We start from the raw sequence: 14,119 nt of genomic DNA, 5'->3' as shown, positions 1-14,119 counted from the left end.
CCGCATGGCATGCTTGGCAACCGTGACCCGCCTCGTGCTGATTATTCGCACCTAGCGCGCCGGCTGACGTATCGCCGACGCGCAGACCTCCCGCATCCGCCGGGAGGTCTTTTTGTTGTCGTGTGGGTGACCGGAAGGAAAGGACCTCCCCGATGGACTACCAGGTGTTCGACACGACGCTGCGCGACGGCGGCCAGCGCGAGGGAATCAGCTACACGGTCGCCGACAAGCTGGCCGTCGCCCGGCTGCTGGACGAGTTCGGTGTGGGCTTCATCGAGGGCGGCTGGCCGGGCGCGATGCCCAAGGACACCGAGTTCTTCGCGCGGGCGAGGACCGAGCTGGACCTCAAGCACGCGGTCCTGGTGGCGTTCGGCTCGACCCGCAAGGCCGGTGTGGACGTGGCGGCCGACCCGCAGGTGCAGGCCCTGCTGGACGCCGGCACCCCGGTGGTCTGCGTGGTGGCCAAGTCGGACATCAGGCACGTGGAGCGGGCGCTGCGCACCACGCCGGGGGAGAACCTGGCGATGGTCCGGGACACCGTGCGGCACCTGGTGGCGAACGGGCGGCGCGCGTTCGTCGACTGCGAGCACTTCTTCGACGGCTTCCGCGTCGACCCGGAGTACACCGCGAGCGTGGTGCGCACCGCGATCGACGCGGGCGCCGAGCGCGTGGTCATGTGCGACACCAACGGCGGGATGCTCCCCTCGATGATCACCAAGGCGATCACCGAGGTGGTCGAGCGTACCGGGGTGCGCGCCGACCGGCTCGGCATCCACTGCCAGAACGACACCGCCTGTGCGGTCGCCAACACCATCGCCGCGGTCGAGGCCGGGGTGAAGCACTTCCAGTGCACCGCGAACGGCTACGGCGAGCGCCCCGGCAACGCCGACCTGTTCGCCACGGTCAGCAACCTGCAACTCAAGCTCGGGCTGAAGGTCCTACCGGACGGCTGCCTGGAGAAGGCGACGTGGGTCTCCACCGCGCTCGCCGAGATCGCCAACATCGCCCCCGACACCCACCAGGCCTACGTCGGGGCCGCCGCCTTCGCTCACAAGGCCGGGCTGCACGCGAGCGCGATCAAGGTGGATCCGCTGCTGTACAACCACGTCGACCCGGCGGTTGTCGGCAACGACATGCGGATCCTGGTGACCGAGATGGCCGGCCGGGCCAGCATCGAGCTCAAGAGCCGTGAGCTCGGGATCGACCTGGCCGGCCATCCGGACACGCTTACCGCGGTCACGCACAGGGTCAAGGAGCTGGAGGCGTCCGGCTGGTCGTTCGAGGCCGCGGACGCCTCGTTCGAGCTGCTGGTACGCAGTGAGCTGCCGGGCGCCGAGTACGCCCGCCCGTTCAGCCTGGAGTCCTACCGCGTGCAGGTGGAGCACCGCGAGGACGCCAGCGTGCTCTGCGAGGCGACCGTCAAGCTGCGGGTGCAGGGCGAACGGGTGATCGCGACCGCCGAGGGCAACGGCCCGGTCAACGCCCTCGACGAGGCGCTGCGCACGGCGCTGGCCAACCACTACCCGCAGCTCAAGACGTTCGAGCTCTCCGACTTCAAGGTGCGGATCCTGGAGGGCAGCCACGGCACCAACGCGATCACCCGGGTGCTGGTCGGCACCGGTGACCAGCACCGCGAGTGGACCACGGTCGGCGTCCACGAGAACGTCGTCGAGGCGAGCTGGACCGCTCTCGTGGACGCGCTGACCTACGGCCTGGCTCAGGCCCGCGCGACGGCCTGATCGCCGGGCAGCAGCTGTCCCGGCAGGCGGGCGGCGGCGACCGCCGCGACCAGCGAGATTGCCTCCGCCCCGGGCAGCGGGTCCAGCTGCCGGCCGTCGCGCAGCCGGAGCGCGACGCGGCCGTCCGCCGCCTCCCGCGCGCCGACCACCGCGACGTACGGGATCCGGCGGGACGCGGCGTCCCGGATCCGCGCCCCGACCGACGCGTCCCGGCGCACCTGGACCCGCAGCCCGGCGCCGGCCGCTTCCCGGGCGAACGCGTCCGCCGCGGCGTCCTGCGCCGCGGCCACCGGCAGCACGGCCACCTGCACCGGCGCGTACCAGACCGGGAACGCCCCGCCGTGCTCCTCGATCAGCTGCCCGAACAGCCGCTCCATCGACCCGACCAGGCTGCGGTGCACCATCACCGGCCGGGCCCTGGCGCCGGACGCGTCGACGAAGCCGAGGTCGAACCGCTCCGGCTGGTGGTGGTCGATCTGGACGGTGGCGATGGTCCACTCCCGGCCGGCCGCGTCCAGCACCTGCACGTCGATCTTCGGGCCGTAGAAGGCGGCCTCGCCGGGCGCGTCGGCGTACGGGACGTTCGCGTCGGCGAGCGCGCCGCGCAGCAACGCCTCCGATCGCGCCCACGCCGCCTCGCCGCCGCCGTACCTCTTGCCCGGACCGCGCAGCGACAGCTGGTACGACGCCGGCCGCAGGCCGAGCGCGGCGTGCGCCTCACGCATCAGCCGCAGCACCCCGACGACCTCGGCGCCGGCCTGCTCGACCGGGCAGAAGACGTGCGAGTCGTTGAGGGCGATCGAGCGGACCCGGGAGAGCCCGCCCAGCACCCCGGAGCGTTCCTGCCGGTACATCTGGCCCAGCTCGGCGATCCGCAGCGGCAGGTCCCGGTACGACCGCTGCCGCGCCTTGAAGATCAGCGCGTGGTGCGGGCACAGGCTGGGCCGCAGCACCAGCTCGTCGTCGCCGACCGGCATCGGCGGGAACATGTCGCCGGCGAAGTTCGCCCAGTGGCCGGACAGCTCGTACATCTGCCGTTTGCCCAGCACCGGCGAGTACACGTGCTGGTAGCCGTGCCGGCGTTCCAGCTCGTACAGGTAGGACTCCACCTCGTGGCGGGCGGCGGCCCCGGCCGGCAGCCAGAACGGCAGCCCGGCGCCGATCAGCGGGTCGGAGTCGAAGAGGTCCAGCTCGCGGCCGAGCCGGCGGTGGTCGATCATCACGGGTCTCCCTGGTACGGGGGCGACCCGGCGCCGGGCACGAGAAAGCCCCGGGCGGGTCGCCCGAGGCCGATTCGTCAGCGCGATTCGACGCCGGGACTTCCCGGCGTGGTCGTGATCGCGTGGCAGCACATGCCGGCGAGGCTATCGCCCGGCCGCCCGGCCCTCCACCCAGTTTTCCGCGACGATCTGGAACAGGTGGTGGTCCTGCCAGGCGCCGGCGATGTTCAGGTAGCGCGGCGCCGTCCCGATCCGCCGGAAGCCGTTCTTCGCCAGGACCCGCTGCGACCGCACGTTGTGCAGCAGGGTGGCGGCCTCCACCCGGTGCAGGCCGTACTCGGTGAAGGCCATCCGCAGCACCGCGGCGACCGCCCCGGTGGCCAGCCCGCGGCCACCGCGCCCGGCGGCCACCCAGTAGCCCAGGCTGGCCGACTGGAACGGCCCGCGGACGATGTTGTTCAGGTTGACCCGGCCGGCGAGCGCGCCGTCGTCCAGGATCACGTGCGGCAGCGAGCCACCGGCGCGCAGCGTGTCGGCGACGATCCTCCGCTGCTCCCGTTCGGTGTAGTAGCTCTCCTCGCGGCTCGGCTCCCAGGGCGCCAGGTGCTCCCGGCTGGCGCGGAGGACAGCGGTCAGCGCGGGCACGTCGTCGAGGGTCAGCGGGCGGATCGCGACGCTCATGGCGCCGCCGGCAGGACCAGCGCGGCGATCACCGCGCGGTGGTCGGAGTCCCGCACGTCGTGCACCGACACGTCTCGTACCCCGATCTCCTCGTCGACCAGTACATGATCGATGGTGACCGGGGGGATCGGGTCGCCGTCGTACGGCCCCCAGGTCCCGATCAGGCCCTTGCCGACGGTGTCCGCGGCGTCCCGGTACCCGTGCGAGATCAGCTCCCGCAGCGGCCCGTGGTCCAGCGTCGCGTTGAAGTCGCCCAGCAGGATCCGGCGCGGGCCGCCGCGGTCCGACCGGGGCTGATCGTGCAGGTCGGTGCGCCAGCCCGCGAACGTGTCCGGGGCGGACGGGGCGAGCGGGTGGACCGACTCGACGAAGACCGCGGCGGTCCCGGGCGGCTGGATCGTCCCGGACGTCTGCTGGAAGCCGCCCGCGTTGCGTTTCGCTGCCGGGCCGGTGAGCGGGTACCGCGAGTACAGCCCGGTGCCGCTGGCTCCCGCCTCGGGCGCCAGCTCGTGGTAGGGCAGCAGGTCCCCGAGCCCGGCCGCGGCCAGCGTGGCCTCCGCCTGCGGGGCGAGCTCCTGCACGGCCAGCACGGCCACGTCGTGCTGGCGGACCAGACGGACGATCTCGCCGGCGTCGGCGCCGCCGTACAGCATGTTCGACGTCATGACGTGCAGCGCGACGCCCCGCTCCGGTCCCCGGTCCAGGTCCGGCAGGGCGCGCGGCAGCACGCAGGCCGCCAGGACGGCGGCGGTCACGGCCGCCACCGCGCCCGCCGCCCAGCGTCGCCGGAACAGCGCCGACAGCGCCGGGATCCACGCCCAGACCGCGGCGTACGGCGTGAAGGCCAGCAGCTGGATCAGCGGACCGCGCTCCCAGCCACCCACCCGGACCACCGCCCAGCACAGCCCCGGAAGCAGCAGCAGCCAGAGCAGAACCGTGCCGGCGATGCGTCGCCGGCGGCGAGCCGGGCGTGTCTCGGCGGGCGCGTCGGTGATCGTCATGGCGGCGACGGTATCCGGCGGCCTCCACCCGCGAACGGTGAACGCGGCCCGGCTCACAACAATCACCGGGCCGCGTACCCGGCTCAGATCACCGCCTCGGACAGCTCCCCGAACTCGGCCAGCTCCTCCCGGACCGCCGCGCCGTCGCCCTCGACGACCAGGGTCAGGCCGTCCGCCGCGAGGTACCGCCCGGCGGCCGCGGACACCTGCTCGACGGTGGCCTCCAGGAACTCCCGGCGCAGCGTCTCGTAGTAGTCGTCGGGCAGGCCGTGCACGACCAGGGTGGCCATCGCCCCGGCGATCGCGCCCGGGGTCTGCATCTCCACCGACAGCTGCCCGGCCCGCCACGAGCGCGCCACCGCCAGCTCCGCCTCGGTGACCCCGTCCCGCTGGGTGCGCCGGATCTCGCCGAGCGTGTCCCGGATCGCCGGGGCGGTCACCGCGGTCTGCACCCCGGCGGCCACCTCGAAGCGGCCGGCCCGGCGGGTCATCGCGTACGACCCGCGGATGCCGTACGTGTACCCCTTCACCTCCCGGATCAGGTGGTTGAGCCGGGAGGTGAACGCCCCGCCGAGCACCGTCGCGGCCAGCGTCATCGGCACGTAGTCGGGCGTGGCCCGCTCCGGCGCCCGGTGCCCGATCCGCAGCGTCGACTGCACCGAGCCGGGCCGGTCCACCAGGACCACGTGCGGTGTCGCCGGTACGGCCAGGCCCAGCGGCCCGTCCACGGCGAGCGCCTGCCCCGCGGTGTCCGCGAACGCCGCCTCGGCCAGCGCGGACAGGTCCAGCCCGTCCAGGTCGCCGGCGACCAGCAGCACCCCCGGCCGCAGCATCCACTCCTGGTGGAAGGCGAGCACGTCGTCCACGGTGACCGCGGCCACCGAGGCCGGGTCGCCGTGCAGCGGTCTGCCGTACCGCCCGTCCGCGGCGAACAGGTCGGCGCGCAGCGCGGCGTCGGCCCGCGGGCCCGGCTGCGCCCAGTCCATCCGCAGCGCGGTCACCTCGTCGTCGCGGACCCGGACGACGTCCGCCGGGTCCAGCTTCGGGGTACGCGCCGCCTCGGCCGCCAGCCGGAGCGCCTCGGCCAGCCGCGGGGCCGGGGCGGACACCCCGACCCGGAACGTGTCCCAGTCCACCGACGGGGTCAGCTCGGCGCCCAGCCCCTCCAGGGCCAGCGCGTACGCCGCCGAATCCCGCTTCCGGGTGCCCTCCTCCAGGGACTTGGCCAGCACCGTCGCGGTGCCCTCCCGGCCCGGCGCCTCCCGGGCCGCGCTGGCGTCCAGCAGCAGCACCGCGGTGGCCAGCACCTGGCCGGGCAGGTGCGCGGCGACCACGGTGCCGCCGTGCGCGGTGACCCGGCGCAGCGCGGGGAAGGCGTACGGCCGGGCCGTGCCGGGCTCCGGGCGCGTGGTGATCAGGCTCATTCGTTCTCCCCGGGCAGGTAGGTCAGGGTGACGCGGGACTCCTTCTGCAGCGTGTGCGCGGCCGCCTCGGCGATGTCGGCGGCGGACACCGCCTGCCACGCCGGGAGGCGGCGACCCGCGCTCGCCGGATCGCCGAACTGGGTGGCGTAGCGCCCCAGCGTGTCGGCCCGCCCGCCGACCGTGGACACCTGCCGCCACCAGCTGGTGGTCAGCATCGCCTTGGCCCGGTTCAGCTCCTCGTCGGTGACCGGCTCGTCGATCAGGCTCTGCATCACCTCGGACAGGCCGTCCTCCAGCGTCTCCACCGGCACGCCGTCCTTGGCGGTGGCGGTGACGATCAGCGGCGCCGGGGCGTGCGCCAGGTCGACGCCGTACGACCCGATGTAGTCCGGCTGGGCGATCCGCTTGCCGTCGGCCAGCCGCTGGTAGAGCCGGCTGCCGCGGCCGCTGCCCAGCACGGTGGCGAGCACCGTGACCGCGTCGTAACCGGCCGAGCCGAACGGGTACGTCCGGTGCGACAGGTAGATGCGCGGTGCGGGGACCGCCGCGGTGACGGTCTCGCGGACCGGCTCGGTGGCCGGCCCGGCCAGCCGCCCGTCCGGGGCCGGCGGGATGTCCGGCACCGGCTCGATCGCCCCGAAGTACTTCTCCGCCAGCGCGAAGACCTCGGCCGGCGAGGCGTCCCCGGCGACCGTGAGCACACAGTTGTTCGGCGCGTAATACTGCTGGTGGAACGCCTTGAAGGTGTCCAGGCCGGCCGCGTTCAGATCCTCCATCGACCCGATCGTGGCGTGGTGGTACGGATGGCCCTGCGGGTACAGCAGCGGCAGCAGGCGCAGCCAGGCGTCCCCGTACGGCACGTTGTCGTACCGCTGGCGGCGCTCGTTCTTCACCACCTCGCGCTGGTTGTCCAGAGTCTCCTGGGTGAGCGCCGGAACCAGCCCGCCCATCCGGTCGGCCTCCAGCCAGAGCGCCAGCTCCAGGTGCTCCGACGGCATGCTCTCGAAATAGTTCGTCCGGTCCGGGTTCGTGGTGGCGTTCAGCGAGCCGCCGTTGCCCTGCACCAGCTTCATGTGCTCGGTCTTGCGCACATGCTGCGATCCTTCGAACATCAGGTGCTCGAAGAGGTGCGCGAAACCGGTCTGGCCGGGCGGTTCGTGGCGCGAGCCGACGTCGTACCAGAGATTGACGCAGACGACCGGAGCGGTCCGGTCCTCGCTGACGACGACGCGCAGGCCGTTCGCCAGCCGCGTGGTTTCGATGGGCCACGGATACCCGGTCGTGGCGACCGGTGCGGTTGGGGACGTCACCCGAACAATCATGCCCTGTCCGGTTTTGTTTCGGCCCCGCTGCGCCGGTCCTGGCCGGTGTGCCGATCCACGACACGCGGCTGTGCCGGTCCGGGCGGCTGTGCCGATCCCGGCCACCGTGCCGGTCCGGGCGGCTGCGCCGGTCCGGGCGGCTGCGCCGATCCCGGCCACCGTGCCGGTCCGGGCGGCTGTGCCGGTCCGGGCGGCTGCGCCGATCCCGGCCACCGTGCCGGTCCGGGCCCGGCGGAATCCCCGTGGCGGCGGATCGGTCCGGGTGCGATGCTTGGCCGCGTGCTTGAGGACGTACGGGTGAACGAACGCCTGACCATCCCGGCGGCGGAGCTCTCCTGGCGGTTCTCCCGCTCCAGCGGCCCCGGCGGCCAGGGCGTCAACACGACCGACTCCCGCGTGGAGCTGTCGTGGAACCTGCTCGCCTCCGGCCTCCTGCCGCCCGCGCTGAAGGAGCGCGCGGTCGAGCGGCTCGGCAACCGGCTGGTCGACGGCGTCCTCACGATCACCGCCTCCGAGCACCGCTCTCAGCTGCGTAACCGCGAAGCGGCCGGCGAGCGCCTCGCGGCGCGCGTCGCCGAGGCCATCGCGCCGCCACCACGCCAGCGCCGGCCGACCAAACCGTCCCGCGGCTCGGTCGAGCGCCGCATCGGCGAGAAGAAGCGCCGGGCCCAGATCAAGCGCAACCGCCGCGGCGAGATGGACTGACCGGCCGGGGGCCGGCCGGCCGGCACGAGCGGCACCGGCCGGACCGGGTCCCGTGCGGTGCGGCTATCGCGGGACCGGTCCGGACCGGGCACGGTCCGCCAGCGTGTTGAGCAGGGCCGCGCCGGTGGCGGCGTCGTCGACGGTCACCACGAACGAGCGGTCGCCGCTCTGCTGGACGAGCAGGCCGCCGCCGGAGCGCAGCACGATCCCGACCCGGCCGCCGCGCCCGACGCGCCAGCCCCATCCACCGAACTGGCGCATCGGGTGCACCTCGGTGACCGACGCCCGCTCGACCTCGTCGGCCGGCACGTGATAGGCCGGCCAGCCGGCGAGCGAGCGCACGGTCAGGCCGGTCGCGTCGACCCGTACCGTGAAGGCGAACATGATCGCGAAGACCGCGATCAGCGCGACCGGCACGGTCAGCAGCGCCCACTGTCGCAACGCGACGGCGAGCAGGGTGACGACGAGCATCGCCGCCGCGCCCACCACCCGGCCGGGGCCACCGGCGGCGCGCCGGATCCAGACGGCACGCTCGCCGCCGGCCAGGGTGATCCGTGCCGCGTCCGCCGCCACCGGGCCGGCCGCCGGCTCGTGCCGGTCGCCGCCGACGAGCAGGGCCGCGACGACCGCGGGTCCCAGCGGCAGCACGAGAGTGGCGGCGACGGTCCAGCCGGGCAGCGTCGCCCGGGTCGCGTCGTCCAGCCCTCGCTGAGCGCCGGCCAGGAGCAGCAGGACGCCGGCGCCGAACCCGCCGAACCAGACGCACGAGGCCGCGGCCATCCGCCGGGTCGTCGCGGCGCGCCCCCAGAACCAGGCGACCGCGCCGGCCAGCGACCCCGGCAGGACCACCATGAGTACGGTGGCGAGCACCAGCGCCCGCAGCGACATGAAGCCGTCCGGCGCGGCCGGTCGCATCCCCCAGTGCGAGGCGAGCGGGTCGGGCAGCGCGTCCCGCCAGGACCAGACGACGGCGGCGGCGACGACGACCATGGTCAGCGCCGTCAGCCACGACCACAGCACCACCGTGCGGGCCTGCGACCGCCACGACCGGTCACCGCCCGTCGACGTGTTCGCGATCCTCATCGGTTCATGGCCTCCTTGACGAGCACGGTCAGGACCTCGGTGGAGATGTTCGCCGCACGCGCCGCCTCGACCAGCGGGGCCAGCGCTTCCACCACGGGGGACAGGTCGGCGGCCGCACGGGCGGCGACCACCGCCCCCCGCCCGCGGCGCAGCTCGATGACTCCCTCGTCCCGCAGCTGCTGATACGCCTTGAGCACGGTGTGGACGTTGAGGTCGAGCGACTCCGCGAGCTCACGCGCGGCCGGCAGGCGGTCGCCGACGGCGAGATCACCGCGGGCCACCGCGAGGTGCGCCTGCGCGGCGAGCTGCGCATACAGCGGCTCGTCCCGGGACGGATCGATTCTCCAGAGCACGCGGATAAGCATAGTTGTTATATGTCAACTAGAACAAGTTCGGGTCGGGTGTGCCCGGCGGCGCAGGTGATCGGTGGGTGTGGACTCGGATCGTGGCCACGCGCGGGGCGGCGTCGTTCGTACCGGAGGGATGTGGTGCGCCGGGAGACCACCCGGCGGCGCGCCTGCGGCGGTGGGTTGGGGTGGCGCCGCGTTGTCTCGTGGAGCGGGTGCGGGTGGCGCCGCGTTGTCTCGTGCGATGGGTTCGGGTGGCGCCGCGTCCCTCGTGGGTCGGTGCGGGTGGCGCCGCGCCCTCGGGGCCGTGCCTGGCCGCGCGGGCGCGCGATCGGGCGGCGCCGCGCGGTCCCGCGGGAAACGCGCGGCGCCGGTGGCCACGCGCGAAGAGCCTGCCGTGCCGGGGCGCCGGGGCGTGCCCCGGGCCGAACGTGGCGGCCCGGGTCAGCGGTGGTTGTAGGGGGCGACCGCCTCGCGGTTGCGGGCGGCGCCCTCGGGGCCGAGGAGCGCCTCGCAGACCCGGATCAGGCGGCTGCGCAGGCCGGCCGCGCGGCGGGCCAGCTCGCGCTGGCGGGCGACGTATTCCGCCTTGCCCTCCGGGGTCTCGATCTTGACCGGGGGATGGCCGTAGGAGGACAGGTCGTAGGGGCTGGCCTGCATGTCCAGCAGGCGGATCTCGCCGGCCAGGGCGAAGCAGTCCAGGGCCAGCGCGCCGGGGACGGCCGGGCCCAGCTTCTGCGCCCACTTGTGCACGTCCATCGCGGCGTGCAGGCAGCCCGGCTGGTCCAGATCGACCTGGGTGGCGCGGGTCGGCTGGAGGCGGTTCAGGCCGACGGCCTCCGGGGTGAAGAACCGGAACGCGTCGTAGTGGGTGCAGCGGATGCTGTGCTGCTCGACCACCTTGTCGGTCTCCGACTGGCCGAGGCGCAGCGGCAGCGGGTGGCGGTGCTCCGGGTCGCGGTAGACCATCGCCCACTCGTGCAGGCCGAAGCAGCCGGAGAAGACCGGGCGGGACGCGGTGGCGGTGAGCAGGCCGTGGATGTATCGCACGCTCTCGGCGCGGGCGTGCATGAACGCGTCCTCGTCGAGCGCGACGATGCCGTCCTCGCTGGTGGTGTAGAACTTCCAGCCGGCGTGCTCGGCGACGCCGTCGGGGGATGGGGCCAGGCCGGCGCCGACGCCCGGGTGCCAGCGGCGCAGCAGCGACGGGCGGGTGCCGTAGTAGTCGTAGAGGAAATCCTCGATGGCGTGCTTCTCGCCCGCCGCGCGGCGGGCGCGGTGGCCCGCGGTCATCTGGTCGGCGCGCTCGGCGTGCGAGCGGGCGAGGGGCATCCAGGTGGCCGAGGGCAGCGTGGTGGTGAGTGCCCTCACCTGCTTGATCCCCATCGCACCAATGTATCTAGCCGAAGCGATCAACACGATCACCGTTAGGCGCGAATGAGCTCCGCCACGGCGGGTTCTTCCGAGCTGGGCGGCGGGTTGGTCCCGACTTCTCCGCAGATGTCGGAACCGTCGGTATCGGGCGGCCCCCGAGCCGTTGTCCGCGAGCCGGGGCCGACCCCGCCGTCCGGTGGGTGCTGCGGGCGGCCCGCGAGCCGAACTCCACTGCGGACGCCACGGCGCCCGGCGCGCTGCTGCGCGCAGCCGTGCCCGGATGGCGGACGCGCTCGCCGTGCACCGGGCGGTCGGCCGGGTGCCCGAAAGGTCCCGGCCCGCACCGGCCGGTCGGCCGGGTGCCCGGAAGGTCCCGGTCCGCACCGGGCGGACGGCCGGGTGCCCGGAACGTCCTGGCCCGCTCCCGGCGTTGCGGATTCGGGCGTACTTCGAGGTGGCGTTCGCCCGGAAGCTGTTCCCACGGCTCGGTGCGCGGCCGCGCCGGGCGTAGATTTCAGGGGAATCCGTCCTCGTGGAAAATGGGGTTACCCGTGCGCTTCGCCCGTTTTGTTCATGCCGCTGGGGTGTCGTTCGGCGTCGTCGAGGGTGACGGCGCCTCCGGCCTCACGGTGGCCGAGATCAACAGCCTGCCGTTCGAGGAGGTGCGTTTCACCGGGCAGCGGTGGGCTCTCCCGGACGTACGCCTGCTCGCGCCGATCTTCTCCAGCAAGGTGATCGGGGTCGGCCGCAACTACGCCGAGCACGCCGCCGAGCTCGGCAACGAGGTGCCCAAGGAGCCGCTGATCTTCATCAAGCCGTCCACCTCGGTGATCGGCCCGAACGACGCGATCCGGATCCCGCCGGTCACGCAGCAGGTCGAGGAGGAGGCCGAACTCGCCGTGGTGATCGGCGCGACCGGTGCCCGCCGGGTGGACCGGGCCGGCGCCCAGAAGGCGATCTTCGGCTACACCTGCGCCAACGACGTCACCGCCCGTGACCTGCAGCGCAAGGACCCGCAGTGGACGCGTGCCAAGGGCTTCGACTCGTTCTGCCCGCTCGGCCCGTGGATCGAGACCCAGCTGGACGTGAGCGACCTGGAGATCCGCTGCGAGGTGGGCCGCGCCCCGGACGCCATGGAGGTCCGGCAGATCGGCCGTACCAAGGACATGGTGTTCGACATCCCCGGCCTGGTGTCCTACGTCTCGCACGTGATGACGCTGCTTCCCGGCGACGTGATCCTCACCGGCACGCCGGCCGGGGTGAGCCAGATCGTCCCCGGCGACACCGTGTCGGTGAGCGTGCAGGGCATCGGTGAGTTGCGCAACACCGTGGTCGCCCTGGACTGAGCCCCGCGCCGGGACGCGTGACGAGCCCGGTCACCCGCGCTACGGGCACCATCGGCCGTCGCGCTCGGTGCGGGCCCGGGCCATCGATCCGGCCAGGGCCGCGCTGGCATCCGGGGTCGAGGTGGCGCGCGGCCGTGCCGGCCGTCCGGGCGGCGTCGCCGACGCCCTGGCGTCGAGCGGTGGTGCCCGGCGCCGGCGGTGTGCCGCCTCGCCGCCGATCGCGGCGTACGCCACATCGTGGACATGTCCCGTTCCACGGGCGGGCGTCCGCCCGTGGAACGGGCGCTGGCGCGCCGTCGCGGCTGCCGACCTCCCGAACGCCCACCTGGAGCCGGGGAGTTCATGTCGCACGCGCCGATCTGGGCGTCGCGGATCCGGGCCGCCATCTACGCCGAGCTCACCGGGACACATTTCGAGCAGGCGGCGGGCGCCTGCGACGGCTGTTGCCTGGGCGGACTTCCCGTGTTGGCCACGCACCGCAGCCTCGCCACATCGACGGTCGCCGACCTGCTCGGCCGCCCGCCGGGGGTTACCGCGAGTGGGCGCGACGTCACGCAGGCCAGTTTCGGTAACCCGATTTGGCGGGCGGGGAGGGCTCGGGTAAAGTTCTCAACGGCTCGGCAAGCCGGGCCAAATGGGGTATGGGGTAATTGGCAGCCCGACTGATTCTGGTTCAGTTAGTCTAGGTTCGAGTCCTGGTACCCCAGCGTTACCAACCTCCGGGTTGGTGCCGCTGGAGCGCGAAGTCAGCGCAGCAGCAGTTCTGGTCCCGTCGTCTAGCGGCCTAGGACGCCGCCCTCTCAAGGCGGTAGCGAGGGTTCGAATCCCTTCGGGACTACTTTTGGGCAACGGCCCGCATCCATGTGATGCGGGCCGTTTCTCGTTCCCGGCACGGATCGCCGCTCGCTGGTGTGTCGCCCGTTACGTCCGGCGAATGCTGGGTGCTTCCTCTGCTCGATCCGGCTCGTGGTGGCGCCTGCCGGACGGCGTTCGTCTCGGGTGGGCTCCGGGCGTGTGCGGGCCCGTCTGCCGGCTGGGTTCCGCAGTGCTGGTGCCGGAGCGGCTACCTGGTCGGTTCGCTCGGGCCATGACCGTTTCTGCTCACTTCCCTGCGCCCTGCTGCCGTGATTCCTGCTTCCCCGCGCCGTGTTTCGTCCGCCGTGGTCCCTGCGCTGTCTCGCCGTGTTTCGTCCGTCGTGTTCCGTGCGCTGCCGGGCCGCCTTCCTCCGCCCTGTTCCCTGCGCTGTCCCGCCGCCTTTCCTCCGCCGGGGACGAGCCTTGCGGTGGGTGCGCCTTCCCGCAGGTGGAGACTCGCCGGTCCGCTGCGACGAAGGCCCTCGCCCGCGCACTACGGTCCAGTTCGGCCTGTTCGTCCACTGCCGCCCAGGACCGGTGTGCTCACTTGCTGCGGACACCTCGCCTGCCGGTCGCGGCAGTTGAGTCGGCGTGCCTTCTCGCCATGCTCTGAGTCACCGAACTCCCTCGCGGCGCTCCGGCGCGCTCTCTCACCGTGCTCACGGTCACTGAGTCACTCCGGCACGGCCTGTTCTCGTCCGGCGTGGGGCGTCGATTCCGGGCAGGTTGCGTCAGTGTTGTGGGGCCGGTCACGGCATGGGGCGAGAGGGGGCGGCCGATTCGAGGATTCGGCGAAGGGGCTGATAGAGTTCAGCGCGCCGCTCGGGAAGAGCGGTGCAAGGAAAGTTCTGGTCCCGTCGTCTAGCGGCCTAGGACGCCGCCCTCTCAAGGCGGTAGCGAGGGTTCGAATCCCTTCGGGACTACCACGAGACAGTGGCCCGCACCGAGCATGGTGCGGGCCACTGTCGTTCATCCGGGCCAGTTCCGCAGCGCGACGCCTGTTTCCTCTGCTTGGGGCAGAC

The 14,119-nt window shown here is 73.3% G+C and carries 11 protein-coding genes and 3 tRNA genes; 6 read left to right on the top strand and 8 right to left on the bottom strand.

The features are described 5' to 3' along the window. The first annotated feature begins 152 nt into the window (after positions 1 to 152). On the top strand, positions 153 to 1,739 hold the full coding sequence (gene cimA, locus ACTEI_RS31650; protein ID WP_122980989.1) for a citramalate synthase: 1,587 nt from the start codon (positions 153 to 155) through the stop codon (positions 1,737 to 1,739). On the opposite strand, the gene thrS is transcribed toward cimA, so the two are convergent. The 5 genes from thrS to ACTEI_RS31625 form a co-directional block, all read right to left on the bottom strand. Next, the gene (thrS, locus tag ACTEI_RS31645) at positions 1,718 to 2,959 is read right to left on the bottom strand and encodes a threonine--tRNA ligase (protein ID WP_122980988.1); all 1,242 of its coding nucleotides are present in this window, start codon (positions 2,957 to 2,959) and stop codon (positions 1,718 to 1,720) included. The two genes, cimA and thrS, sit on opposite strands and share 22 nt — an antisense overlap. A gap of 144 nt (positions 2,960 to 3,103) precedes the next feature. Beyond that, the gene (locus ACTEI_RS31640) at positions 3,104 to 3,640 is read right to left on the bottom strand and encodes a GNAT family N-acetyltransferase (protein ID WP_122980987.1); all 537 of its coding nucleotides are present in this window, start codon (positions 3,638 to 3,640) and stop codon (positions 3,104 to 3,106) included. After that, positions 3,637 to 4,641, bottom strand: a complete 1,005-nt coding sequence (locus ACTEI_RS31635) for an endonuclease/exonuclease/phosphatase family protein (protein WP_122980986.1) — start codon at positions 4,639 to 4,641, stop codon at positions 3,637 to 3,639. Before ACTEI_RS31635 ends, ACTEI_RS31640 begins: the two co-directional genes overlap by 4 nt. A gap of 83 nt (positions 4,642 to 4,724) precedes the next feature. Next, a complete protein-coding gene (locus ACTEI_RS31630; RefSeq protein WP_122980985.1) occupies positions 4,725 to 6,065 on the bottom strand; it encodes a M16 family metallopeptidase in 1,341 nt (446 codons plus the stop codon). Next, positions 6,062 to 7,387 carry a M16 family metallopeptidase gene (locus ACTEI_RS31625; protein WP_122980984.1) on the bottom strand — a complete coding sequence of 442 codons (1,326 nt, stop codon included), beginning with the start codon at positions 7,385 to 7,387 and terminating at the stop codon, positions 6,062 to 6,064. The genes ACTEI_RS31630 and ACTEI_RS31625 overlap by 4 nt, the downstream gene beginning before the upstream one ends. Positions 7,388 to 7,654: 267 nt before the next feature. On the opposite strand from ACTEI_RS31625, the gene arfB reads away from it, so the two are divergent. Continuing rightward, positions 7,655 to 8,092, top strand: a complete 438-nt coding sequence (arfB, locus tag ACTEI_RS31620; protein ID WP_122980983.1) for an alternative ribosome rescue aminoacyl-tRNA hydrolase ArfB — start codon at positions 7,655 to 7,657, stop codon at positions 8,090 to 8,092. A 63-nt stretch (positions 8,093 to 8,155) separates the two neighbouring features. Here arfB and ACTEI_RS31615 read toward each other — a convergent pair whose 3' ends face one another. The 3 genes from ACTEI_RS31615 to ACTEI_RS31605 all read right to left on the bottom strand — a co-directional run bounded on the left by ACTEI_RS31615 (position 8,156) and on the right by ACTEI_RS31605 (position 10,908). After that, positions 8,156 to 9,175 carry a DUF1648 domain-containing protein gene (locus tag ACTEI_RS31615; RefSeq protein ID WP_122980982.1) on the bottom strand — a complete coding sequence of 340 codons (1,020 nt, stop codon included), beginning with the start codon at positions 9,173 to 9,175 and terminating at the stop codon, positions 8,156 to 8,158. Beyond that, positions 9,172 to 9,528, bottom strand: a complete 357-nt coding sequence (locus ACTEI_RS31610) for a GntR family transcriptional regulator (RefSeq protein ID WP_122980981.1) — start codon at positions 9,526 to 9,528, stop codon at positions 9,172 to 9,174. Before ACTEI_RS31610 ends, ACTEI_RS31615 begins: the two co-directional genes overlap by 4 nt. 438 nt (positions 9,529 to 9,966) lie before the next feature. Then, a complete protein-coding gene (locus tag ACTEI_RS31605; RefSeq protein ID WP_122980980.1) occupies positions 9,967 to 10,908 on the bottom strand; it encodes a 3-methyladenine DNA glycosylase in 942 nt (313 codons plus the stop codon). A gap of 539 nt (positions 10,909 to 11,447) precedes the next feature. Here ACTEI_RS31605 and ACTEI_RS31595 point away from each other — a divergent pair. The 4 genes from ACTEI_RS31595 to ACTEI_RS31575 all read left to right on the top strand — a co-directional run bounded on the left by ACTEI_RS31595 (position 11,448) and on the right by ACTEI_RS31575 (position 14,023). Beyond that, complete coding sequence (locus tag ACTEI_RS31595; protein ID WP_122980978.1) at positions 11,448 to 12,242, top strand: fumarylacetoacetate hydrolase family protein; 795 nt, start codon at positions 11,448 to 11,450, stop codon at positions 12,240 to 12,242. 635 nt (positions 12,243 to 12,877) lie between these two features. Beyond that, positions 12,878 to 12,949, top strand: a tRNA-Gln gene (locus ACTEI_RS31585). A gap of 58 nt (positions 12,950 to 13,007) precedes the next feature. Then, positions 13,008 to 13,080, top strand: a tRNA-Glu gene (locus ACTEI_RS31580). Positions 13,081 to 13,947: 867 nt separating this feature from the next. Next, positions 13,948 to 14,023 (top strand) — tRNA-Glu (locus ACTEI_RS31575). Positions 14,024 to 14,119: the final 96 nt, after the last annotated feature.

Origin of the sequence: Actinoplanes teichomyceticus ATCC 31121, assembly GCF_003711105.1 — a bacterium.
GTDB lineage: Bacteria > Actinomycetota > Actinomycetes > Mycobacteriales > Micromonosporaceae > Actinoplanes > Actinoplanes teichomyceticus.
This window is presented reverse-complemented; position numbering and strand designations above follow the sequence as displayed.